We start from the raw sequence: 25,035 nt of genomic DNA, 5'->3' as shown, positions 1-25,035 counted from the left end.
ACTGCTGAACGAGGCCGTATTCTACAAGCTGGTTTGCCGATTCCGCAAGGGTTTTTGTAAATAATTTGAAAAATGGCTGCGCAAGCCGGCCCGGCGGTGTCACCATGGGCGCCGCGACGAACCACAACAAGGAAACCCTCGACATGCACCGCAGCGACCACCTCGATGCCCTGTACCGCCGCGTCAGCTGGCGGCTGATGCCCTTCCTGTTCCTGTGCTACGTGGCCGCCTACCTGGACCGCGTCAACGTCGGCTTCGCCAAGCTGCAGATGCTGGCCGACCTGCGCTTCAGCGACACCGTCTACGGCCTCGGCGCCGGCATCTTCTTCATCGGCTACTTCCTGTTCGAGGTGCCGTCCAACCTGCTGATGACGCGCACCGGCGCGCGCATCTGGATCGCCCGCATCATGATCAGCTGGGGCCTGATCTCGTCGGCGCTGATGTTCGCCAACAGCGTGGCCACGTTCTACCTGCTGCGCTTCCTGCTCGGCGCCGCCGAAGCGGGCTTCTTCCCCGGCATCATCCTGTACCTGACCTACTGGTATCCGGCGCGTCGCCGCGCGCGCATGGTGGCGCTGTTCATGAGCGGCGTGGCGGTGGCCGGCGTGGTCGGCGGGCCGCTGTCGGGCTGGATCATGACGGCGTTCGCCGGCCGCTACGGACTGAGCGGCTGGCAATGGCTGTTCCTGCTGGAGGGCTTGCCGTCGGTGCTGATCGGCATCTGGACCCTGTTCTACCTGGACGACGGCATCCGTTCCGCCAGCTGGCTGGGCGAGGACGACAAGCGGCTGCTGGAGCGCGCCATCGCCGACGACGGCAAGGCGCAGCGGCACATGCCGCTGGCGCAGGTGTTCGCCAACGGCACGGTATGGCTGCTGGCGCTGGTGTACTTCCTGTTCGTCATGGGCTTGTACGGCGTCAGCTTCTGGCTGCCGCAGCTGGTCAAGAACAGCGGCGTCAAGGACGTGTTCGATATCGGCCTGCTGACGGCGGTCCCCTACGGCATCGCGGCCGTGGTCATGGTGCTGGCCGCGCGCCACTCGGACCGCAGCGGCGAACGGTGCTGGCATGCGGCCGCCGCCGCGCTGGCCGGCGCGCTGGGCCTGGTCGGCGCCACCTTGTATGCCGACAACACCGTCGTCGCGATGGCCGCGCTCAGCGTCGCCACGGCCGGCATCCTGACCACCTTCCCGATCTTCTGGAGCCTGCCGACCGCCATGCTGGGCGGCGCGGCGGCGGCGGCCGGCATCGCGCTGATCAATTCGGTCGGCAACCTGGCCGGCTTCGCCAGCCCCTACCTGGTCGGCGCCATCAAGGACGCGACCGGCAGCACGGCCAGCGGCATCTACCTGCTGGCGGCCAGCCTGGTGGCCGGCGCCGTGCTGGTGCTGGCGGCCGCGCGCCGGGCGCTCTAACGAGGCATCAGATCGAGGATGCCGCCGACGCCGCCGCTGAAGATCTCGCGGGCGACCTCGTCGCCGAGATAGCGCGCATACAGGCTTTGCACGGTGCCGTCGACCACCATCGCGCGGATGGCGTCGATGTAGCGCTGTCGCGTCGGCGCGCCGACCAGCGTGGTGGACACGTACAGCCCGATCACCGAGCGCGGCGATTCCTCCAGCGTGGCCGCGGTCATCGCGCCGACCATGTGAAACTGGCGCTGGTGCAGCAGGTGGATGGTGCGCGGCGCCAGGATGCCGTCGGCACGGCCGGCCTGGATCTTGCGGAACGCCACGGCGTAATCGTTGACGTATTCCAGCCGCCCCAGCTTGGCCAGGCGGTCCATCTGCGCGAGCAGCCTGGGCGGATAGGAGATGCCGCGGCTGACGTTCAGGCGCGCGCTGCTGTTGTCGACGAAGTCGGCCAGGCTGTGGAACGGGCCGCCGCTCTGATTGGTCAGCAGCAGCTCGAACTGCGAATAGGCGTAGGGTATCCAGACGCCGTGGCGGTCGCGCTCGGCAGTATGCAGGGCGGCGCCGGTCACCTGCAGCTGGTCGCTGAGAAATTGCGCGAACAGCCGGCTGTGCGGGTACCAGACGACGCGGAAGGGGCAGCCGGTGCGGCGCTCGATCTCGCCGACCAGATCGACGGCGATGCCGCCGTAGCCCTCGCCATTGCGGAACGAGGTATAGCCGAGGTCGCTGATGCCGATGCGCGCCTCGGGACAAGCCGCCGGCGTGGCGGCGGCCAGGGGCGCGAACAAGAACAGCAGCGGGAGTCCGAAGTGTCTGTACATGGCGGTGACGGGCGCTTATTTACTCCAGTGTAACATCGGCCGCGGACGGCGTGCCCACTTGCGGTGCGATATGTTTCCGTGGATACTGTATGCATTCACAGTGATATTTCGGCACATGGTAGAAGATCCTCGGCGCATCGCCCACCTCGACATGGACGCGTTTTACGCCTCCGTCGAGTTGCTCACCTATCCGGAGCTGCGCGGCTTGCCGGTGGTCATCGGCGGCGGCCGCGATGCCCAGCCGGTGCCGCAGGCCGACGGCAGCCGCCGCTTCGCCCGGCTGCGCGACTACGTCGGCCGTGGCGTGATCACCACGGCCACCTACGAGGCGCGCGCGCTGGGCGTCGGCTCGGCCATGGGCATGATGAAGGCGGCCAAGCTGGCGCCGGACGCGATCCTGCTGCCGGTCAATTTCGACGCCTACCGCCATTATTCGCGGCTGTTCAAAAACGCCGTGGCCGCCATCGCGCCCGATTTCGAGGACCGCGGCATCGATGAAATCTATATCGACCTGACCCGCGTCGAAGGCGAAACGCGCGAGCTGGCGCAGCGCATCAAGCAGGCCGTGCGCGACGCCACCGGCCTGACCTGCTCGATCGGCGTGACCCCCAACAAGCTGCTGTCGAAGATCTGCTCCGACCTGGACAAGCCCAACGGCCTGACCGTTCTCGGCTACGACGATATCCCGGCCCGCATCTGGCCGCTGGGCGTGCGCAAGATCAACGGCATCGGTCCCAAGGCCACCGAGAAGCTGGCGGCGCTGGGCATCGCCACCATCGGCCAGCTGGCCGAGGCCGACGCCGGCCTGCTGCAGGACCATTTCGGCGCCCATTACGCGGCCTGGCTGGCGCAGGCCGCGCGCGGCGTCGACCACCGCGAAATTTCCACCAGCTCCGAAAGCAAGTCGATCAGCCGCGAGACCACTTTCGAGCGCGACCTGCACGCGCGCCAGGACCGCGACGCCTTGTCATCCATCCTGACCAAGCTGTGCGACCGCCTGGCGGACGATCTCAAGCGCAAAGGCTACGTCAGCCGCACCATCAGCATCAAGCTGCGCTTCGACGATTTCCAGATCGTCAGCCGCAACGTCACCTTGCCGCAGCCGGTGGCCGACGGCGCGGCCATCCTGCAGGCCGCGCGCGAATGCCTGAAGCGGGTGCCGCTGCAACGCAAGCTGCGCCTGCTGGGCGTGCGCGCCAGCACGCTGGAGCCGCCCGGCGCCGGCCCGCAGGCGCCAGCCCCCCGGCAAGGCGAATTGTTCGCCTAGCTGTGCAACACAATCGGTCCGGCGCTGCCGTCAGCGTGTAAAATGGCGCTCCCCTGGCATTACTGAAACAAGGCTAAATACTCATGTGGTTCAAGAATCTTCAGATTTACCGTCTGCCGGCCCCTTGGGCCTTTACCCCGGAACAATTGGAAGCCGCGCTCGCTCCTCACTCCTTCGTGCCAGCCACCAGCAATGAATTGCTGCGCCAGGGATGGGACACGCCGCGCCCTAACGGCGGCCTGGTGCACGTGGTCAACCAGCAGATGCTGATCCTGCTGGGCACCGAGAAGAAACTGTTGCCGAACACCGTCATCAACCAGGTCGCCAAGGCCCGCGCCGCCGAAATGGAAGAGGCGCAAGGTTTTGCGCCGGGCAAGAAAGCCATGAAGGAACTCAAGGAGCGCGTCGCCGACGAACTGTTGCCGCGCGCGTTCTCGATCCGCAGCAACGTCTGGACCTGGATCGATCCGGTCAACGGCTGGCTGGTGGTCGACGCCGCCAGCCCGGCCAAGGCCGACGAAGTGATCAAGCTGCTGCTCAAGGCGGTCGACAAGCTGCCGCTGGAGAGCCTGCGCGTGCAGCGTTCGCCGGTCGGCGTGATGACCGAGTGGCTGCAGGCCGACGATGCGCCGTCCGGCTTCACGGTCGACATGGACACCGAGCTGCGCGCCACCGGCGAGAGCAAGGCGGCGGTGCGCTATGTGCGCCACACGCTGGAAGCGGACGAAGTGCGCCGCCATATCGCCGCCGGCAAGCAGTGCACGCGCCTGGCGATGACCTGGGACAGCAAGATCTCCTTCGTGCTGACCGAGTCGCTGGCGATCAAGGGCGTCAAGGCGCTGGACGTGATCAGCGAAAAGGAATCGAGCACCAAGAACGATGAAGAGCGTTTCGACGGCGATTTCATGCTGATGACGGGGGAACTGGCCAAGCTGATGGCCGACGTGGTCGAGGCGCTGGGCGGCGAAGCGAAAGCCTGATCAAGATATCAACCCAGCCGTTGCTTGTTGGTTAAGAATGCCGCAAAGTCTTTGATTTTGCGGCTTTTTTCATGTAATTTTGGACATAAAACCCGAAAATAATTTCGTTGCCATGTAGAAATTAAGGCGAATTCTGCTATAGTGATTAGTGTTATCAAAATAGGAACTCGCGATGTCTACGTTCGTCCCCCTGCTTACCACGCAGCAGCTCGCCAACGATCTCACCATACAAGACGTTTTGGCGTGGACGACCGAGGACATCGTCGCGCTGAATTCGCTGCAAGTGCCGGCGCTGCGCACCGATCACCTTGCCACTTTCAGCAGCCAGCAGCTGGCCTACTTGGCTACCAGCAATGTCGCGGTGCTGACCACGCAGGATTTCGCCGCGCTCAAGCCGGCCGTGCTGAACGCCGCCGGCGCATTGCCCTCCGGCCTGATGGGTGCACTGACCAGCAGCCAGATCGCCGCGCTGACCACCGCGCAGGTGGCCGCGCTGGGCACCCAGGCATTTACCCAACTGAGCACCGATGCCATCGCAGCCTTCGAGCCGGCCGACCTGGCGGCGCTGAACACTGCCAATCTCGCCAGCCTGTCGACCGGTCAGGTGGCGCTGATGACGACCAGGCAACTGGCGTCGCTGGCCACGCGCCAGTTGGCCGCATTGTCGTCCGACGACGTGACCGCCATCGGCAGCCGCGGCATCGCCGCGCTGACCACGCAGCAGGTCGCCGCGCTGAGCACGGCGCAGCTGGGTGCGCTCAGCACGGACCAGGCCGTGGCGCTGAGCACCGCCCAGGCTGCGGCGCTGACGGGCGTGCAACTGAGCGCGCTGACCACCGCCGCCATCGCGGCCATGGAAACGGCCGATCTCGCCGCGCTGAAAACCGTGGCCCTGGCCGCGCTGTCGACCCGCAATATCGCGGTGCTGGGCAGCACCCAGCTGGGTGCGCTGACCACCGGCGAATTCGCCGCGCTGAGCAGCGCCCAGATCGGCGCCATGTCCAGCGCCAGCATCGCCGGCCTGCCGAGCGCCGACCTGGCCGTCCTCAATCCGCTGGCCGTGCCGGTGCTGGGCACCGCGCTGATGGCCGGGCTGAGCACGGCACAACTGGCCGGCTTCGGCACGCGCCATATCATCGTCCTCAGCAGCGACCAGGTCGCCGCGCTGGGCACGGCCCAGGTCCATGCCCTCAATTCGCTGCAGATCGGCGCCTTCGGTTCGCGCCAGGTGCTGGGCCTGTCGACCGCCGACGTGGCCGCGCTGAGTAGCGCCGGCATCAAGGCGCTGAGCACGGCCGCCGTTGGCGCGCTGACGTCCGACCAGTTCGCCCAGCTGGGCGCCGGCGCCACCAATCAGATCAGTCTGCTGGGCACGGCCCAGTTGGCCGCGGTGAAGACCGCGGCGCTGGCCGGCATGACGACCGACCAGGTGGTGGCGCTGTCGACGCTGCAGGCTTCCGCGCTCAGCAGCGCGCAACTGAGCAGCCTGTCGCTGGCGCAACTGGCCGCGGTGGAAACGGCTGACCTGGCCGCGCTGAAAACCGCCGCCATCACCGGATTGACCACGCAGCAAATGGCGGCGCTGAGCAGCAGCCAGCTGGGCGCCCTCACCACCGCCGAATTCGCCGCGCTGAGCAGCAGACAGGTGGCTGCCTTGTCCACCGCATCGATCGCCGGCCTGCCGGGCGCCGACCTCGCGGCATTGAGTCCGGCCGCCGTTGCGGCGCTGGGAACGGCGCTGTTGTCGTCGCTGGGCAGCACGCAGTTGGGCAGCCTCGGCACGCGCCACTTCGCCGCCATGACCAGCGCGCAGGTCGCGGCGCTGACCAGTCTGCAGGTGCAGTCGCTGACCAGCGCGCAAATCGGCGCCTTCGGCACCGCCCAGGTGGCCGGCCTGTCGACCGGCGATCTCGCCGCGCTGGGCAGCGCCGCGCTGAAGGCGCTGAGCACCGGCGCCATTGCGGCGTTGACGTCGTCCCAGGCCACTGAGCTGGGACGGGACGACGGCAGCCTGTTCGCCCAACTGAGCACGGCCCAGGTGCTGGCGCTGCGCAGCACCGCGCTGGCCGGCCTGGGCACCGCCCAGATCGCCGCGCTGAGCACGGCGCAGGCCAACACGCTGACCAGCGCCCAGCTGAACGCCTTGTCGTCGGCGCAACTGGCGGCGCTGGAAACGGCCGACATGGCGGCCTTGCGCACCAATGTCGTCGGCAACCTGCTGACCTCGCAAATTGGCGCGCTGAGCAGCGCGCAAGTGCGGGCGTTCACCACCGCCCAGATCGCCGCGCTGAGCAGCAGGCAGTTTGTTGCGCTCAGCTCCGCCGGCCTTGCCGGCCTGGAAGCCGAGGACCTGGCCGTGCTCAACACCGGCGCCATCGCCGCGCTGGGCAGCGCCGCTTTCGCCGACCTGGATACGACGCAGATCGCCGGCCTGGGCACGCGCCAGATCGCCGCGCTGTCGAGCGCGCAACTGAACGCGCTGAGCAGCGCGCAAGTCCACAGCCTGACGTCGGCGCAACTGGGCGCGCTCAGTTCGCTGCAGCTGGCCAACCTGTCGACGGCCGATGTGGCCGCCCTCAACGCCGCCAGCCTGCCCGGGTTGCGCACGGCCGCCATTGTTGGTCTCAATTCGGACCAGTTGGCCGTGCTGGGCACGGGCCAGGTGCAGACCTTGAACACCGCCCAGATCGCCGCATTACGCACCGCCGCGCTGACCGGGCTGACCACCGCCGAGGCGGTGGCGCTGACTGCCACCCAGGTCGCCGCGTTGGGCAGCGCCCAGGTGCAGGCGCTGGGCGCGCAAGCGGTCGGTGCGCTGGACCCGCTGGACTTCGCCGCCCTCGCCACTGCGGCGATCCACGGACTGACCACCAGCCAGCTTGCCGCGCTGGGCAGCGCGCAGTTGTCCATGATGACGATCGCGCAATTCCAGGCGCTGAATGCCGCGCAGCTGGCCGCGCTGCCGACGGCGGCCGTGGCCGGCTTCGCCACCGCCAACCTGGCTGCGCTGGGTACCGTCTATGCCGCCGCGCTGACCAGCGCGCAGATCGCGCCGCTGACCGGCACCCAGATTTCCAGTCTCAGCTCGCAGCAGGTTGCGGTCCTCGGCAGCGACCAGTTGGCCGCGCTCAGCACCGCCCAAGTCGCCAGCATGGTGGCACTGCAAATGCCGGGCCTGAGCTCACGCAACGTGGCAGGCCTCTCGTCGGCCGATATCGCCGCCTTCAGCGTCGCCGCGTTGAAGGCCCTGAACACCTCGGCCATCGCCGCGCTGCGCTCGGATCAGTTGAGCGGACTCGGCGGCGGCTCGTCCGGCAACCAGATCGGCGAGATGAGCACGCTGCAGATTGCGGCCCTGCGCAGCACCGCGCTGGCTGGCCTGACCACCACCCAGGTGGCGGCCCTGAATACCGCCCAGGCGGCGGCGCTGACCAGCGCCCAACTGATCGCTTTGTCAAGCGACGATATCGCCGCGCTGGAAACGGCTGACCTGGCCGCGATCCGCAGCAACGCGCTGGCCGGACTGAGCACATCGCAGGTGGCCGCGTTCAACGCCGCCCAGGTGACTGCGCTGACCAGCGTCCAGGTGGCCGCGCTCAACAGCAGCCAGGTGCTGGCGCTGAAATCGTCGGCCATCGCCGGCCTGCAGCCGGCCGATGTCGGCAGCCTGAGTACGGCTGTGATCGCCGCCATGCCGGTCAGCCTGCTTAGCGGCCTGAGCCTGGCGCAGATCGCCGCGCTCAGCACGCGCCAGGTCGCCACGCTGAACAGCGACCAGCTCAACGGCCTGAGCACCAGCCAGGTCAATGCGTTGACGTCGCTTCAGGTCGGTGCCCTCGGTTCGCAGCAGATCGACAACCTGTCGCTGGCCGATCTGGCCGCGCTGCAAACGGGCGTGCTGAGCGCGCTGAGGACCACTGCGCTGGCGGCCCTCGATTCGGCGCAGATGGCGGTGCTGGGCAACGACCCGGCCGGCAGCGGCGCCAGCTTCATCGGCAACTTGACTACCGCCCAAATCGCCTCGCTGCGCACTGCCGCGCTGGCCGGTTTGAGTACCAGACAAATCGTCGCGCTGACCACGGCCCAGGCGGCCGCGCTGGGCAGCGCGCAACTGGCGGCGCTATCGACCGCCGATATTGCCGCGCTGGAAGCGGTCGATGTGGCGGCGCTGCGCACGGCTGCCATCGCCGGCCTGTCCACCGACCAGATCGCGTCGCTGACCAGCGTGCAGCTGGGGGCTTTGACCAGCGGGCAACTGGCGTCGCTGAGCAGTCGCCAGCTGGGCGCGCTGTCCAGCGATACGCTGCTGGGGTTGTCGACCGCCAACCTGGCGGCGCTGTCGACCGGCGCGATCAACGCGCTGCCGACGTCCACCATATCGCGGCTGACGCCGGCACAGCTGGCCGGCCTGAGATCGCAGCAACTGGCCGCGCTCGGCAGCGATCAGATCGCCGCCTTGAGCACCCAGCAAATTCTCGCCTTCAGTTCGGCCCAACTGGGTGGCTTGGGTTCCAGGCAAATCCGTGGCCTGTCGACCGACGACGTGGCCGCGCTGGATAGCCGCTCGCTGCCGGGTCTGAGCACGGCGGCGATTGCGGCACTGAATTCGGACCAGTTGGCCGCGCTGGGCGCCGACGGCCGCAGCGGGCAGTTCGCCTCATTGAGCACCGCGCAGATCGCCGCTTTGAGCACCAACGCGCTGCAGGGAATGGATACGCCGCAAATCAAGGCGCTGACGACCGCGCAGGCGGCCGCCTTGGGCAGCACCCAGGTGGCCTCGCTGCAATGGCTGCAGATCTTCATGTTCGAATCGCAGGATATCGGCGCCCTGCGCACCAGCGCGATTGCCGCGCTCAGCTCGCTGCAGACCAGCCTGATGACCTCGCAGCAGGTGGCGGCATTGACGACCGCGCAGGTGGCGGCGCTGGGCAGCCGGCAGACGATCGGACTGGCGGCCAGTTCGATCAGCGGCCTGCAGACGGCCGTCATGGCTGCGTTGTCGACGGCGGCCGTGGCCGCGCTGGACACCGCACAGATGACTGCCCTGAACACGGCGCAGACGGCGGCGTTCGGCACGCGCCAGATTGCCGGGCTCGACAGCTTGCAGCTCAATTCCCTGGGTAGCGCGCAGATCCGCACGTTGACCAGCGCGCAAGTGGCCGCGCTCAGTTCGCAACAGCTGGACAATCTGAGCGTCGCCGCGCTCGCTGCGCTCGACACCGCCAACCTGGCCGCGCTGAAGACGGCGGCGATCGCCGCGCTGAGCTCGGACCAGCTGGCCGTGCTGGGCACGGACGCCGGCGGCGCCAGCCATATCGACCAACTGACGACGGCGCAGATCGCCGCGCTGCGCACCGCCGCGCTGGCCGGGCTGAGCACGCGCCAGATCGTCGCCCTCAGCACCGCGCAGGCGGGCGCGCTGAGCAGCGCACAGGTGGCGGCATTGTCCACCAACGACATCGCCGCGCTGGAAGCGGCCGACGTGGCCGCGCTGAAGACCGCCGCGATCGCGGCCCTGAACAACAACCAGGTGGCGGCGCTGAACGGCCTCCAGCTGGGTGCGCTGACGACGGCGCAGTTCGGCGCGCTCAGCAGTCTGCAAATCGGCGCGCTGGCCAGCCAGACCATCGTCGGCCTGTCGACCGCCAACCTGGCCGCGTTGAGCCAGCAGGCCGTCGCCGGCCTCGCCGCCTCGCTGTTTGTCAGCCTGAGCGGATCGCAGCTCAACGCGCTGAACACGCGCCAGATCACCGCGCTGCAGAGTCAGCAAGTGGCGGTGCTGAGCAGCGCCCAGGTCTCGGCGATGAATACCGCCCAGATCGCCGCACTGAACAGCGTGCAGGTCGGTGCGCTGACCAGCGACGCGTTGGCGGGCCTCGCGGCTGGCGACATCGCGGTGCTCGGTACCGGCGCGCTGGGCGGCATGGCCTCGGCCTCGTTTGGCGGATTGACGCTGTCGCAACTGGTCGGCCTGACCACGGCCCAGGTGGCGACGCTGAAGAGCGCGCAGCTGACGGCGCTGAACACGCAGCAGATCAACGGCTTCAGTTCGGCGCAGGTGCACGCGCTGAGCTCGCAGCAACTGGCGGTGTTGTCGACCGGCGACGTGGCCGCCATCAGCACCGCCAACCTCGGCGCGCTCAGCACGACGGCGCTGGCGGGACTGAGCTCGGCGCAGCTGTCGGTGCTGGGATCGGATCCGCTGGGCAGCAATGCCGAGCTGATCTCGGCGCTGAGCACGGCGCAGATCGCTGCGCTGCGCACCAGCGCCCTGGCCGGCCTGAGCGCGGCGCAGGCGGTGGCACTCACCACGGCCCAGGCCGCGACGCTGACCAGCGCCCAGCTGGGCGCGCTGCAACTGACGGTGGTGGCGGCGCTGGAAACGGCCGATGTGGCCGCGTTGAAAACGGCGACCATCGCCGGTCTCCAGACCCAGCAGATACTGGCGCTGACATCGAACCAGTTGGCCGCGCTGGGCACCGCGCAGATGGCGGCGCTGAGCAGCACCCAGTTGGACACCCTGAGCGGGACGCAAGTGGCGGCGCTCAGCACCGCCAACGTGGCCGCGATCAATCCGCTGAAGCTGAACGTAACCGCCGGCAGCCTGTTGGCCAACATGACGACGGCCCAGCTGCGTGCATTGACTGCGACACAGTTTGCCGCGCTCGGCTCGGCGGCAATGTCGCAGATCCAGGCGTCGGATATGGCCGCCATCGACACGGCCGACATCGCCGCGCTGAACACCGGCGTGATCCGCGCGTTGCACGACGACCAGTTGCTGGCGCTCAGCACGGCGCAGATCGCCGCGCTGAGCGTGGCGCAGATGGCGGCCATGCTGCCGAACGCCAGCAGCAGCGACCAGTTCACGGCGGCGCAGGTGGCGGCGCTGTCGTCGGCCCAGCTGGGCGCGCTGGCCACCTCGGTGATCGCCGACCTGACCGTTGCCAACCTGGCGGCGATTGAAACGCGCGACATCGCCGGCCTGGTCACGCGCCAGATTGTCGCCCTGTCGCCGACGCAGATGCAGGGCATGCTGCCGGCGCAGCTGTCGGCGCTGACCACGACGCAGACGCATGCGATGTCGAGCGCCCAGTACAACGGTCTGAGCTCGGCGCAAAAAGCCGCCTTCAGCACCGCGCAGCTGAACGCCATGCCGTTCGTCACGCCGCTGGTGCTCGACCTCGACGGCAACGGCGTGCAAACGCTGGGGTTGGACGCCGGTGTGCGCTTCGACCTGGCCGCCAACGGCCAGCAGCGCGCCACCGGCTGGGTGGGACCCGGCGACGGCTTGCTGGCGCTGGACCGCAACGGCGACGGTGTCATCAACGACGGCAGCGAACTGTTCGGCTCGGCCACCAAACTGGCCGGCGGCGCGAGCGCCGGCAACGGCTACGAAGCGCTGGCGGCGCTGGACAGCAACCACGATGGCAAGGTCAGCGCGCTGGACGGCGGCTTTGGCGACTTGCGCGTGTGGGTCGACGCCAACGCGGACGGTATCAGCCAGACCGGCGAACTGAAGACGCTGGCCGAGCTGCGCATCACCAGCCTGAACCTGGATGTGCAGGCGGACGGCAGTGTGGACCACGGCAATATCATCGGCCTGACCTCGAGCTACACCACGGCCGACGGCGGACAGCACGCGGCGGCCGACGTCTGGTTCAAGCAGGGCATGAGCGCGCAGGTGAGCGGCATGGCGCAGGCGCTGTCGGCCTTCGCCAGCGACACCGTGGAGGCGCCACGCGGCGGCCTGAACTTCGACGGCGGCAAGCCGGGCGTGCTGGCGGCCCAAGCCGCGCGCATGGCCGATGTGCTGCAGCAGTTCCGCGATGCCGGGCAGCCGGCGTCGGCCGGGCAGTCGGACCGCGAGGCATTGCGCCTGAAAGCCTTGCAGGCCGCATCCAGCCACGCGTTGCTGGCGGCGCCGAAGTAAGCCAGGCGCCGGTCAGGAAAGCCCGCCACGGCGGGCTTTTTTTCGTCATTATTTTTTCCGAAATGTTTCTTTTTCCCTCTGCTAGCAGTGGTCACCAAACCACCTAAAGGGAAACAAGATGAGCTTCGACAGCAACCTGACCCCGGCCCAGTTCGCCGCCGGCGGCACCCGCCTGATCGCCAGCCTGACCACGGCCGACATCGCCCGTCTGTCGGCCGATTGCATTGCCTCGATGACGACCGCGCAGGCCAACACGCTCAACGGCGCCCAGCTGGGCACACTGCGGGCCGACTGTGTCGCCGCGCTGCAGCCGGACGATATCGCAGCGCTGCGTGCCTACTCGCTGAACCAGGCGTCGGCCAGTACCGCCTTCATGGCCGCGCTGACGCCGCAGCAGGCGGCGGCGCTGACGGTCGGACAGGCGGCGCTGCTGTCGGCGCGCGGCGTGACGGGCTTGCAGCCCGATACGCTGGCGGCGTTGCGGACCGGGCAAGTCGCGGTGCTGCCGGTGGCGATGATTGCCGGGCTCGGCGCGGAGCAGGTGCTTACGCTGGGCACCGCGCAGATCGCCGCGCTGGGCCTGGGGCAGGTCGCCGCGCTGCCGAGGCACCATGGCGGCGAGGAGGGCGGGAGCATCTTTCGCACCGACCAGATCGTCGCCTTCTCCACCCGGCAGATGGCGGCGCTGGGCACGGCCCTGCTGACGCAACTGAGCGCGACCGAACTGCTGGCCATCGAAACGCGCGACATCGCGGCGCTCGGTTCGCACCAGATGGGCGCGCTGGCCGTGGAGCAGTTGCTGGCGCTCAGCCTCGAGCAACTGGCGGCGATACACAGCAAGCAAATCGGCGCGCTGCGCAGCGCCCAGATCCACGCGCTGGATGGCGAGCGCCTGCGCGCGCTGAGCACCGGCGCGATCGCCGCGCTGACCACCGCGCAACTGCAGGCGCTGGACGGCGAACAGCTGCATGCGTTCAGCAGCGCCCAATTGGCCGCGCTGACGCCGCGCCAGTTCGCGGCGCTAAGCACCGACGACATCGCCGCGCTTGACGCGACGGCATTGCCGGCGCTGCGGGTGGCGGTGATGGCGGCGCTGACTTCTGCGCAACTGGCGGCGCTGGGCGCTAACGGCGACGGCGATTTCGGCCTGTTCAGCACGGCACAGGTGGCGGCATTGGGCACGGCGGCGCTGGCCGGCCTGACGGCGCAGCAGGCCGCCGCGCTGACCAGCCTCCAGGCGGCGGCGCTGAACGCCTCCCAGCTGGGCATGCTGACGACGCAGGCGATCGCCATGCTCGACGGCGGCGACCTGGCCGCACTCAAGACCGCCGCCATCGGCGGACTGAAGACCCAGCAGATCGCCGCCCTGAGCGCCGGACAGTTCGCCGCGCTGGGCACGGCGCAGGCGGCGGCACTGAACAGCCGCCAGATGAATGCGCTGAGCGACGACGCCTTCGCGGCGATGGAGACCGCCGACCTGGCCGCGCTCAGCGCCGCCGCGGTGGCGGGCCTGGCGCCACGCCTGCTGGCGCTGCTGGATGCCGACCATATCGCCGCACTGGTGCCGCGCCAGCTGCTGGCGCTGGGCTCGGCCAGCCTGAACGCGTTGAGCACGGACCAGTTCCAGGCCCTCAGCACGGCGCAATTGGCCAGGTTGAACCCGGCACAATTTACCGGACTGTCGACGGTCAACCTGGCCGCCATTTCGGCCGCCGGGCTGGCCGCGCTGCCGGCCGGCGCGCTGGCCGGCCTGAGCTCGGCGCAGTTTGCCGTGCTGGGTGGCGCCGACCATCAGATCGGCTTGCTGACGCCGGGCCAGATCGCGCAGATCCGCACCGCCGCGCTGGCCGGTATGACGGTGGAACAGGCCATCGCGCTGACCACGGCGCAAGCCGCCGCGCTGAGCGGCGCCCAGCTGGCCGCCTTGTCGACCGATGTCATCGCCGGGATGGAGCTGCGGGACTTTGCCGCGCTGAGCGGCGCTGCCATCGCCGGTCTGCGCACCGCGCAGTTGGCGGTGCTGGGCAGCGACCAGATCCTGGGACTGACCACGGCGCAGGCGTCCGGGCTGGGCAGCCAGCACATCGCCGCGCTGGCCAGCGACGTGCTGGCGCAGATGCAGACGGCGGAAATCGCCGCTCTGAAGGCCGCGGCCATCACCGGCCTGCGCACCGACCAGTTGCAGGCGATGGGCAGCGACCAGATCAACGCGCTGAGCGGCGCGCAGAGCGCGGCGTTGAGCAGCACGCAGTTCGCCGCGCTGTCGGCCGGCGTGGTGGCCAGCATGGAGACCGCCGATCTCGCGGCGCTGAACACGGCGGTGATCGCCAGCTTGTCCAGCACCGCGCTGGCGGCGTTGGGCACGCAGCAGATCGCGGCGCTGGCGGCGCGGCAGGTTGGCGTGTTGTCCACAGCCAGCATCGCCGCCATGAGCCCGGAGCAGTTCTCCGCGTTGACGGCCGCGCAGTTCGCCGCGCTCACTTCGAGGCAATACCAGGCCTTGTCGGCGGACGAGGTGGCGGCCATCGGCAGCGGCCAGATGGCGGCGTTGTCGACGCAGGTGGTGGCCAGCCTGGGTTCGGCGCAACTGGCGGCCTTGTCGACCGCGCAGGTCGCCGCGCTGAACGCGGCGCAGGCGGCCTCGCTGGTGGCGCCGCAGTTACGTGGCTTGAACAGCGATGGACTGGCCGCGCTGGGCACGGCCGCGGTCGGCGGGCTGACGTCGGCGACCATCGCGCAGCTGCTGCCGGAGCAGCTGCAAGCGTTCGGCACGGCGCAGATCGCGGCGTTGACGGTGCGCCAGATCGCCGCCCTGCCGACCGCGCACCTGACCGGCGGCGATGTGCTGAGGACGGATCAGATCGTGGCGCTGACGTCGAGCCAGGTCGGCGCCCTGAGCAAGTCGCTGCTGGCGGCGCTGGAATCGGACGACCTGGCGGCGATCGAGACGCGCGATTTGCTGGCCTTGGGCAGCGCGCAGCTGGCCGCCTTGTCGACCGCGCAGTTCGGCGCGCTGACGACGGCGCAGGCGGTGGTGTTCACGACCGCGCAGACGGCCGGCCTGAGCACGGCGCAACTGGCCGCGCTGGCGGCGGCCAAGCTGCCGCACGGCGCGCTGATGGCGGAGGGCGGCAATTCGATGCGGGAGAAGGTGGGCGGCATGGTGCAGGCACTGGCCGCCTTCAACGTCGAGCAGCCGGGCGCCGCGGCGCGATCGCCGCTGGCGATCCAGGGACCGTTGTCCGAGGGCGCCGGCATGCTGGCGGCACCCGACGGCTTGCAATTGGCTACCCTGTTGCCCGAAGCGAAGGACTTGCTGGCCGCGCCGCGCAAATAGGCAATCGGAGCGAGGCAATCAGAGCGGCTGGAACACTCCGGCCGCTTTGTTTTTCTGCACGTTGTCCCACGCGAAGATCTTGCCGTTCATCGCGACATACACGCCGGGCGGCAGGATTTGCGCGACACCGCAGGCAAAGCCGAGGTTGAACATCGCGTCCGAATTGGCGATCTCGTAGGGAATCATGGCGCCGGTCAGCACGATGGTCTGGCCCAGGTTGGCCGGGCCCAGCACGGCGGCCGTTTGCGGCATGGTGTCGGTGCCGTGGATGATGACGATGGCTTTCTCGCCGGCCGCCCGGCACGACGCCAGGATGCGCTCGCGGTCGGCGTCGACCATGTCCAGCGAATCCATCAGCGGCAATTGCTCCAGCGCCACATCCACCGTCAGGCGGCAACGGGCCAGCAGCGCCGGCACGTGACTGTCGGCGAAGCCCAGGGTTCCGTTCAGTTCGTTGTAGTGTTTGTCGAAGGTGCCGCCGGTGGCGAGGATGCGCAGAGTCATGATTTCGGTGCTCAGGATGGATTAATGATGCGCATCATAACCCAAACCGCCAACGCAAAAGAGTCGCTCCAAGGGCTGGAAAGTTGGGCATACTATGTCTACACTGGTTTCTTTGTTCGTTTCGATACCATGAAAGCGCTCGCTCCCGGAACCGTCATCTTTCATCGCCATCGCGGCTACGGCGTCATCACGTCGGTCAATCTGCTGACCGGCTGGATTTCGGCCCGTTTCGGCAGCGAGGCGAGGACGCTGGACTTGAACCTGTCCACCGACGAGGTGCAGTTCGCCGACGGCGAGGCCATCCTGTTCCGCCGAGCGCCGCCCGACCGCATGCCCCATGCCCGGCTGATGGCGCTGGTGCGCGAGCTGCACCGCGCCGGCTACCAGCGGCTGTACCTGTATTCCTGGCCCAAGCCGTCCGGCCTGCACTGGCGCTGGCATTTGTTCGCCGGCCAGCGCGACTGGATGCAGCGCCCCTGGCGCGAAGGCTGGTACGGCTCGGGCGCGGACTACAACGTCAATCCGGTGATGGGCTGGGGCGATTCCCCGGGCGCCACCACCGAGGAGCTGATCCACGCGCTGGCCAAATTCGATCCGCAAGGGCTGGCGCAGGCGCTGGGCCGGGACGAAGACCACGCCGCCTGGTTTGCCGGCGTGTGCGACGCGCTGCTGCCCGGCTATATGTACAGCCTGGACATGGCGCGTCCCGACGGCGGTCCGCTGACCGAGATGCCGCCGGTGCCGGTGATCCCGGTGCGCGCCACCTTGCCGCCGTACGCCGGCCCGGACATCGCCTGGCCGCCCGGCTGGGCCGGACTGTGGAGCAAGGTCCACGTGATGCCGGAGCCGCGCATCAACCTGACCGGCCTGCCGGAAATTCCCGAACAGACCGACTAGCGCGCGTTGGCCTTGTACTCCGGATTGTTGATCTTGTCGCAGGTGCCGGCGGCAAAATCGACGATGTTCTGGAACGCGTGCCGGAAATACAGCTCGTAGCTATCCTTTTCCACGTAACCGAGGTGCGGCGTGGCCAGCACGGTCGGCATGCGCAGCAGCGGCGAATCGGCGGCCAGCGGTTCCGACGGGAACACGTCCAGCGCGGCGTAGCCGGGACGGCCCTTGGGCAGCGCCTGCTCCAGCGCATCCGGCTGGACCAGCTCGGCGCGGCTGGTGTTGACGAACAGCGCGCTCGGCTTCATGCGCGCCAGGTCCTCGGCGGTGACGATGCCGCGCGTATCCGGATGCAGGCGCAGGTGCAGGCTCAGCACGTCGGACTGCTCGAACAGCGCCTCGCGCGATTCGGCCGCCGCATGGCCGTCGGCCAGCGCCTTGTCGCGGCTGGACTGGCTGCCCCAGACGATCACCTGCATGCCGAACGCGCGGCCGTAGCCGGCGATGATCTGGCCGATCTTGCCGTAGCCCCAGATGCCCAGCGTGCGGCCCTTGAGCACCACGCCCAGCCCGTTCAGCTGGGGGTTGATGGACGCCGTCTGCCACAGCCCATCCTTCAGATTGCTGGCGTACGGCACGATCTTGCGCGCCGCCGCCATGATCAGCGCCCACGTCAGTTCCGCCGGCGCGGTCGGCGAGCCGACCCCTTCGGCGATCGCGATGCCCAGCTCGGTGGCCGCGGCGACATCGACATGGCCGGCCAGCTTGCCGGTCTGCGAAATCAGTTTCAGGTTCGGCAGTTTGGCCAGCAGCGCCCGGTTCAGCGCGGTGCGTTCGCGTATCAATACCACCGCGTCGAACGGGGCCAGCCGGATCGCCAGCTGGCCCAATCCCCTGGTGGTATTGCTGAACACTTTTACCTCATATGGACGCAGCAAATCGAAACATTTGAGGTCCGCAGTTGCATTCTGGTAATCGTCAAGAATCGCGATTTTCATGGAAGTTAGCCGATCTTATCAATGATTTCGTAGGGAAATAACGCGTTCGAAAAGAAGCCGAATAGCTTACTACTTTACTCAACCAATTCTCCTACATTTTTGTATGGAACCCCTATTGACGGGTGTACAATCGCCTCAAAAATGAGGGCCTGCCGATACCAATCCGGGCCCGCGCAAGACCGCCGTGACCCCGCCGACCCATTACGAATGGGCATCTGAGCGAAGCCAAAAGCTGACGACGATCCTGCCGCATGCAGAGCAGAATTTTAATTGGCATTGGAGGTACTATGAATCAACCCGTCATGGGTGGCGTTGCAGCATTGAACGTCCCAGCTTACATCAAACAGCAAAAGCTGATCAATTGGGTGGCGGAAATCGCTTCCCTGACCAAACCGGACCGCATCTACTGGTGCGACGGATCGCAGGAAGAGTACGACCGCCTGTGCGCTGAAATGGTTGCCGCCGGCACCATGAAAAAGCTGAACCAGGAACTGCGTCCGAATTCCTACCTGGCCTGCTCCGACCCGACCGACGTCGCCCGCGTCGAAGACCGCACCTTCATCTGCTCGGCCACCAAGGAAGAAGCCGGCCCGACCAACAACTGGATGGCGCCGTCGGAAATGCGCGCCACGCTGAACCCGCTGTTCGACGGTTGCATGATCGGCCGCACGATGTACGTGGTGCCGTTCTCGATGGGCCCGCTGGGTTCGCCGATCGCCCACATCGGCGTCGAGCTGTCCGATTCGCCTTACGTCGCCGTCAACATGCGCATCATGACCCGCATGGGCAAGGCCGTGTATGACGTGCTGGGCACCGACGGCGAGTTCGTGCCGTGCGTGCACACCGTCGGCGCGCCGCTGGTCAACGGCCAGAAGGATGTCGCCTGGCCGTGCAACGCCACCAAATACATCGTGCACTTCCCGGAGACCCGTGAAATCTGGTCCTACGGTTCGGGCTACGGCGGCAACGCGCTGCTGGGCAAGAAGTGCTTCGCGCTGCGCATCGCCTCCAACATGGGCCATCAAGCCGCCCAGGCCGACGGCGCCGGCTGGCTGGCCGAACATATGCTGATCCTCGGCGTGGAATCGCCTGAAGGCAAGAAGCACTACGTCGCGGCGGCCTTCCCTTCGGCCTGCGGCAAGACCAACTTCGCGATGCTGATCCCGCCGGCGAGCTTCGACGGCTGGAAAGTCACCACCATCGGCGACGACATCGCCTGGATCAAGCCGGGCGCCGACGGCCGCCTGTACGCGATCAATCCGGAAGCCGGCTACTTCGGCGTGGCGCCGGGCACCAACACCCGCACCAACTCGAACTGCATGGCGTCGCTGGGTTCGGACACCATCTTCACCAACGTCGCGCTGACCGACGACGGCGACATCTGGTGGGAAGGCCTGACCAAGGAAGCGCCAGCGCACCTGATCGACTGGCAGGGCAAGGACTGGACGCCGGCATCCGGCACCAAGGCCGCGCACCCGAACGCCCGCTTCACCGTGGCCGCCACGCAGAATCCGGTGATCGATCCGGCCTGGGACGACCCGGCCGGCGTGCCGATCTCGGCCTTCATCTTCGGCGGCCGCCGTTCGACCACGGTGCCGCTGGTGACCGAGGCGCGCAACTGGGTCGAAGGCGTGTACATGGCCGCGACCATGGGTTCCGAAACCACCGCAGCCGCCGCCGGCCAGATGGGCGTCGTGCGCCGCGACCCGTTCGCGATGCTGCCGTTCATCGGCTACAACATGAGCGACTACTTCCAGCACTGGCTCAACATGGGCGAGAAGCTGGGCAAGGCCAACGCCGCCGCGCTGCCGAAGATCTACTGCGTCAACTGGTTCCGCACCGACGAGCAGGGCCATTTCGTCTGGCCTGGTTTCGGCGACAACATGCGCGTGCTGAAGTGGATGCTGGAGCGCATCGAAGGCAAGGCTGGCGGCATCGAAAACATCTTCGGCACCACGCCGCGCTTTGGCGACCTGAAGTGGGACGGCATTCCGTTCTCGCCGGAAGAGTTCGAGACGATCACCTCGATCGACAAGGATGCATGGCGTGAAGAGCTGAAGCTGCACGAAGAACTGTTCGCCAAGCTGGCCTACCACCTGCCGGCCGAACTGACGGCCGTCAAAGCCGAACTGGAAAAGCGCCTGGCGCGCTAATTCAAAACCGGGGTCGGTTGATCCCGGTTTTTTTTTTGCTTGTAATTTCGCACTGGTGTGCTAAAGTTGGGCTCATGGATACCCTGACTGCAAAAAGCGAGGCGACTTACGCCACCATCATCGACGCCGCCCTGGACATGGCGGCGGTGGATGGCATCGGCAAGCTGTCGCTCGGCGAGCTGGCCAAGCGCACCGGCATCAGCAAGAGCGGCGTGTTCTCCCGCGTGGGCTCGCTGGAAAGCCTGCAGGCCGCCGTGCTCGATGAATACGACCGCCGCTTCGCCCAGGAAGTGTTCATGCCCGCCTTGCAACAGCCCAAGGGCCTGCCGCGCCTGATGGCGATGGTCGGCGCCTGGTCGCAGCGCGCCTGTGACGAGGGACTGCGCAACTCCTGCCTGTACAGCGCCGGCGCCTTCGAGTTCGACGACCAGACCGGCCCGCTGCGCGACCGCCTGCAGCAAGGCGCCGTGGCCTGGCGCGCCTCGCTGCGCAAGACCATCCTGCAGGCGGTGGAACTCGGCCACCTGCGCCCGGATACCGACGCCGGCCAGCTGGTCTACGAAATCTACAGCCTGATCGTGGGGCTGATCCACGATACCCGTTTCCTGCATGACGATCAGGCCCACCGCCACATGCAGCGCGCCTTCAGCCGCCTGATCTCGACCTACAAAAGTTTCAACGACATGGAATAACACTGGCCGCAGTCCGTCTGCGGTTTTCTTTCAACCAGTTTCGCACACATGTGCGAAAATAAGGAGTGCATCATGGCCGCTTTACTCTTGCTGATACCCGTCGGACTGTACTTCGTGGCGACCAGCCGTTTGTGGTGTATCCTGCGCTCGCTGCCAAGTTGTAACGAGGATTTCGTACTGTACTGAGGATCGTTTGAACCGCAAGCTCATCATCTTTGATTTCGACGGAACACTTGCCGACACGCTGCCGGTCTTCGTCAACCTGTTTGACCAGGCCGCCGACAAGTATGGCTTCAGGCGCATGGACCGCGGCCGCCAGCAGGAGCTGCGCAACCTCGACGCGCGGCAGATGATGGCGATCCACGAGATCCCGTTGTGGAAGGTGCCGGCCATCGCCACCTTCATGCGTTCCGCCATGGGACGCAGTCTTGCCGACATCCGCCTGTTCGACGGCATGGAGGACGTGCTGCGCGCGCTGAAGGCGCAAGGTCTGATGCTGGCCATCGTCAGCTCCAACTCGCGCAGCAATGTGGTCGCGGTGCTGGGTCCGGAGCTGGCCGGGCTGTTCACCCGCTTTGAATGCGGCGCCTCGCTGTTCGGCAAGCTGCCTAAGATCCGCAAGGTGCTGGCCGCCGCCGGCGTCGCGCGCGAGCAGACGATGCTGATCGGCGACGAAATCCGCGACGCCCGAGTCTCCGCCGAAGCCGGCATCGATTTCGGCGCGGTGGCGTGGGGCTTCAATCATGTCGAGGCGCTGATCGCCGAGCAGCCGGCGCAGGTATTCCGGCAAGTCGCCGAACTGGCCCGGCTTGGTTAATTTCGTAATGGCAGCTGACGAAATTCGCACTCCTCCGGATACTGCCGGCTAGTACTATTTCCCTTCGCCGATTTAGCGTCTGGAATGATGATGTCGAGTTTTTCGCCCAAGTTCATGGCAGCCTGCGCGCTGTCGGTATTGCTGTCGCCAGCGATGGCGCAACCTGACCAGCTGACCAGCCCCGTGAAAGTGACGGGCGGCGGAATCACCGGCTTGCGCGCCGGTACGCTGAACACCTATCTGGGCGTCCCCTTCGCGGCGCCGCCTGTCGGCAATCTCCGTTGGCGGGCGCCGCAAGCCGTCGTGCCGTGGCAAGGCGTAAAGGAAGCGAGCAGCTACGCCGCGGCCTGCGCCCAGACCGCGCCGTGGATCACGAATCCCAAAAGCGAAGACTGCCTGTATCTCAATGTCTGGGCGCCTGAAAAAGCGAAGCGCCTGCCGGTGATCGTCTGGATACATGGTGGCGGCTATTACGGCGGCACCGCCGCGCAGCCCTTGTACAACGGCGCCAACCTGGCGCAGCGCGGAGCCGTCGTCGTCACGCTGAACTACCGCCTCGGCATATTCGGTTTCTTTGCCCACCCGGAGCTCACGGCCGAGTCGCCGGACAAGGCTTCCGGAAACCAGGGCATGCTGGACCAGATCGCGGCGCTGCGCTGGGTGAAGAACAACATCGCGGCCTTTGGCGGCGACCCGGACCGCGTGACGATAGTGGGCGAGTCGTCCGGCGGCGAATCCGTCGCGATCCTGGTCGCATCGCCGCTGGCCAAGGGCCTGTTCCAGCGCGCCATCGCCGAGAGCGGCAACGACGCCATGCCGATCAACGCCAAGGAAAACAGCCAGTTCGACCGCAAGACCGCCGAAGCGGACGGGCTGGCTGCCGGCAAAGCGATGGGGGCGGAACATCTGGCCGCCCTGCGCGCGCTGAGCGTCGAAGCCTTGCAAAAGGCGGCCTGGTCGCCGCGCGTGATAGTCGACGGCCGCCTGCTGCGCGAAGACCTGACCTCGACCTATCGCAATCACCGCCAGAATGACGTGCCCCTGCTGGTCGGATGGAACGCCGAAGAAGGCAAGGACCTGGCGCCGGAGATCCTGGGCACCAGCGATTTCACGGCGGCCAGGCACCGCGAGCTGGTGGCCAAGCTGCTCGGCCATGCGCCATCCGATGCCGTGCTGGCCGCCTATCCCGGCGCCACGGATGTCCAGGCCAAGGCCTCCCTCGTTCAGCTGACCAACGACTGGTGGGGCTGGCGCATGGCGCATTGGGCAGGCCTGCAGGCGAAGTACGGGCGAGCCAAACCGTATGTCTACTTCTTCGCCCACCAGCCTGCGCAGCCGGAGAATCCCTGCGGCTATGGCTGCGGAGCGGGTCATGGCGCCGAGATCCAGTACGTGTTCGACAATCTCCACCTGGACCGGCGTGCCTGGACCACCGCGGACCGTCAGCTTGCAAGCAGGCTTGCCGACACCTGGGTCAACTTCGCGCGCACGGGTAGCCCGAACGGAAAAGGCTTGCCGGCCTGGCCGGCATACGATGGCACCGCGGCGTCCGTGCTGCGCATCGGCGGCGAAGCCCAGCTCAAGGCAAATCCGCTGCCGGCATTTAGCGATACTGGGCCGCTGCGCCGAGAATAGCCTTCGGCTCCAGATACGCCTCCAGCCCGTACGGCCCGAACTCGCGGCCTATGCCCGATTGCTTGAAGCCGCCGAACGGCGCGATCAGATCGTCATGCACGCCATTGATGTGGACGCGGCCGGCGATCAGCTGGTCCGCCACGCGGTTGGCGCGGGCCAGGTCGGTCGAGCTGACATAGGCCTGCAGGCCGTAAGGCGTGTCGTTGGCGATGGCGATCGCTTCTTCCTCCGTCCGATAGGTCAGGATGGACAGCACCGGCCCGAAGATTTCTTCCTTCGCGATCGTCATGGCGGGCGTCACGCCGGCAAACACCGTCGGCTTGACGAAGTAGCCCGCCTCCAGCCCTTCCGGCTTGCCCGGCCCGCCCGTCAGCAGCTCGGCTCCTTCGGCGATACCGGCGTTGATGTAGTGCTGCACGCGGTCGTACTGCTTGCGCGTGACGATAGGTCCCAGCGCCACCGACGGATCGCGCGGATCGCCGACCTTGACCGCTTCGGCCGCCGCCTTCGCCAGTTGCTTGACCTGCTGCAGCCTGTGCTCCGGCACCAGCAGCCGCGAGCCGGCGATGCAGGCCTGGCCGTTGTTCATGAAGCAGGCCATGATCGCGGCCGGCACGGCCTTGTCGAAATCGGCGTCGTCCAGCAGCACGTTGGCGCCCTTGCCGCCCAGCTCCAGCGTCACCCGCTTCATGGTGTCGACCGCCGCGCGGGCGATGGTCTTGCCGACCACGGTGGAGCCGGTGAACGAAATCTTGTTGATGTCCGGATGCACGCTCAGTTCCGCGCCGACCACGTCGCCGCGCCCGTTGACGATGTTGACCACGCCGGGCGGCAGGCCCGCCGCATGGATGCACTCGGTGAGGATCTGGTTTTGCACGGCGCTCAACTCGCTCGGCTTGACCACCACCGTGCAGCCGGCCGCGATGGCCGTCGCCACCTTGTTGGCGACGAACCAGGCGCTGGAATTCCACGGCGTGATAATGGCGACCACGCCGACCGGCTCCAGCACCACCTTGGATTTGCCCACCGTCTTGACGAACGCGTGATCGTCCATCACCTTCTTCACGTCGAGGAACATGTTGGCGGTATAGCGCGAGCGGCCGATGCTGCTGGCCGAGGTGCCGCCGTATTCCTCCATCAGCGCGGCGGCCGATTCGTCGGCGCGCGCCAGCACCGCGTCGTGCAGGCGTTGCAGCCAGACTCCGCGCTGTTCCTTGCTGGTGCGCGAGAACGCGGGGAACGCGGCCCTGGCGGCGGCCACCGCGCGGCGCGTGTCTTCCACGTCGCCCAGCCGCACCTGGCCGGCGAGCTGGCCGGTGGTTGGGTTGACGAGGTCCGCCAGTTCCGTGCCGTGCGGCGTGACGAACTGGCCGTTGATGTAAATCTGATCGATGTTGCGCATGAGAAAACTCCGGTTATCTGATGAGATGGCGCCATTCTAGAAATTCGCCGCCGCGCGCGTCAGTCCGATTCCTGCCGCATGTTTGCCTGATTCTGCCGATCCCGGAAAAATGCAGTCCATGCCTGTATTTCAACATTTCGTCTCAATCCGTGAGCGCCGCGATGGGCGCCGGCTTACAGTGCAAGCTCACCAT

14 protein-coding genes are annotated in these 25,035 nt (G+C 67.3%); 10 read left to right on the top strand and 4 right to left on the bottom strand.

The annotated features are described in order from the left end of the window. The first annotated feature begins 104 nt into the window (after positions 1-104). The gene (locus ACSQ3S_RS00650) at positions 105-1,415 is read left to right on the top strand and encodes an MFS transporter (RefSeq protein WP_436141314.1); all 1,311 of its coding nucleotides are present in this window, start codon (positions 105-107) and stop codon (positions 1,413-1,415) included. On the opposite strand, the gene ACSQ3S_RS00645 is transcribed toward ACSQ3S_RS00650, so the two are convergent. Further along, the gene (locus ACSQ3S_RS00645) at positions 1,412-2,236 is read right to left on the bottom strand and encodes a substrate-binding periplasmic protein (protein ID WP_413447738.1); all 825 of its coding nucleotides are present in this window, start codon (positions 2,234-2,236) and stop codon (positions 1,412-1,414) included. The genes ACSQ3S_RS00650 and ACSQ3S_RS00645 overlap by 4 nt on opposite strands. Before the next feature lie 115 nt (positions 2,237-2,351). On the opposite strand from ACSQ3S_RS00645, the gene dinB reads away from it, so the two are divergent. The 4 genes from dinB to ACSQ3S_RS00625 all read left to right on the top strand — a co-directional run bounded on the left by dinB (position 2,352) and on the right by ACSQ3S_RS00625 (position 15,750). Beyond that, positions 2,352-3,503, top strand: a complete 1,152-nt coding sequence (gene dinB, locus ACSQ3S_RS00640; protein ID WP_176653415.1) for a DNA polymerase IV — start codon at positions 2,352-2,354, stop codon at positions 3,501-3,503. Positions 3,504-3,586: 83 nt separating this feature from the next. Beyond that, positions 3,587-4,483: a recombination-associated protein RdgC gene (locus tag ACSQ3S_RS00635; RefSeq protein WP_176653416.1), complete on the top strand. Its 897-nt coding sequence runs from the start codon at positions 3,587-3,589 to the stop codon at positions 4,481-4,483. Positions 4,484-4,655: 172 nt separating this feature from the next. After that, complete coding sequence (locus ACSQ3S_RS00630) at positions 4,656-12,413, top strand: hypothetical protein (RefSeq protein WP_436141313.1); 7,758 nt, start codon at positions 4,656-4,658, stop codon at positions 12,411-12,413. A 118-nt stretch (positions 12,414-12,531) separates the two neighbouring features. After that, positions 12,532-15,750 (top strand): hypothetical protein, encoded by a 3,219-nt coding sequence (locus tag ACSQ3S_RS00625; RefSeq protein ID WP_436141312.1) that lies wholly within the window; start codon positions 12,532-12,534, stop codon positions 15,748-15,750. A gap of 18 nt (positions 15,751-15,768) precedes the next feature. On the opposite strand, the gene ACSQ3S_RS00620 is transcribed toward ACSQ3S_RS00625, so the two are convergent. Further along, positions 15,769-16,254, bottom strand: a complete 486-nt coding sequence (locus ACSQ3S_RS00620) for an asparaginase domain-containing protein (protein WP_176653419.1) — start codon at positions 16,252-16,254, stop codon at positions 15,769-15,771. Positions 16,255-16,383: 129 nt separating this feature from the next. On the opposite strand from ACSQ3S_RS00620, the gene ACSQ3S_RS00615 reads away from it, so the two are divergent. Further along, positions 16,384-17,151: an L-asparaginase gene (locus ACSQ3S_RS00615; RefSeq protein ID WP_436141311.1), complete on the top strand. Its 768-nt coding sequence runs from the start codon at positions 16,384-16,386 to the stop codon at positions 17,149-17,151. Here ACSQ3S_RS00615 and ACSQ3S_RS00610 read toward each other — a convergent pair. After that, positions 17,148-18,143, bottom strand: a complete 996-nt coding sequence (locus ACSQ3S_RS00610; RefSeq protein ID WP_436141310.1) for a D-2-hydroxyacid dehydrogenase family protein — start codon at positions 18,141-18,143, stop codon at positions 17,148-17,150. The genes ACSQ3S_RS00615 and ACSQ3S_RS00610 overlap by 4 nt on opposite strands. Before the next feature lie 287 nt (positions 18,144-18,430). Between ACSQ3S_RS00610 and ACSQ3S_RS00605 the strand changes: the two genes are divergently transcribed. The 4 genes from ACSQ3S_RS00605 to ACSQ3S_RS00590 all read left to right on the top strand — a co-directional run bounded on the left by ACSQ3S_RS00605 (position 18,431) and on the right by ACSQ3S_RS00590 (position 23,440). After that, positions 18,431-20,296, top strand: a complete 1,866-nt coding sequence (locus tag ACSQ3S_RS00605) for a phosphoenolpyruvate carboxykinase (GTP) (RefSeq protein ID WP_176653422.1) — start codon at positions 18,431-18,433, stop codon at positions 20,294-20,296. A gap of 74 nt (positions 20,297-20,370) precedes the next feature. After that, a complete protein-coding gene (locus tag ACSQ3S_RS00600; RefSeq protein WP_176653423.1) occupies positions 20,371-20,988 on the top strand; it encodes a TetR/AcrR family transcriptional regulator in 618 nt (205 codons plus the stop codon). A 193-nt stretch (positions 20,989-21,181) separates the two neighbouring features. Continuing rightward, on the top strand, positions 21,182-21,805 hold the full coding sequence (locus ACSQ3S_RS00595) for an HAD hydrolase-like protein (RefSeq protein ID WP_436141309.1): 624 nt from the start codon (positions 21,182-21,184) through the stop codon (positions 21,803-21,805). An 84-nt stretch (positions 21,806-21,889) separates the two neighbouring features. After that, the gene (locus ACSQ3S_RS00590) at positions 21,890-23,440 is read left to right on the top strand and encodes a carboxylesterase/lipase family protein (RefSeq protein ID WP_436141308.1); all 1,551 of its coding nucleotides are present in this window, start codon (positions 21,890-21,892) and stop codon (positions 23,438-23,440) included. Here ACSQ3S_RS00590 and ACSQ3S_RS00585 read toward each other — a convergent pair. Then, on the bottom strand, positions 23,409-24,842 hold the full coding sequence (locus tag ACSQ3S_RS00585; RefSeq protein ID WP_436141307.1) for an aldehyde dehydrogenase family protein: 1,434 nt from the start codon (positions 24,840-24,842) through the stop codon (positions 23,409-23,411). The genes ACSQ3S_RS00590 and ACSQ3S_RS00585 overlap by 32 nt on opposite strands. Between the last annotated feature and the right edge of the window lie 193 nt (positions 24,843-25,035).

It is taken from the genome of Duganella sp. LjRoot269 (assembly GCF_964254095.1).
GTDB classification, from domain to species: domain Bacteria; phylum Pseudomonadota; class Gammaproteobacteria; order Burkholderiales; family Burkholderiaceae_D; genus Rugamonas; species Rugamonas hordei.
This window is presented reverse-complemented; position numbering and strand designations above follow the sequence as displayed.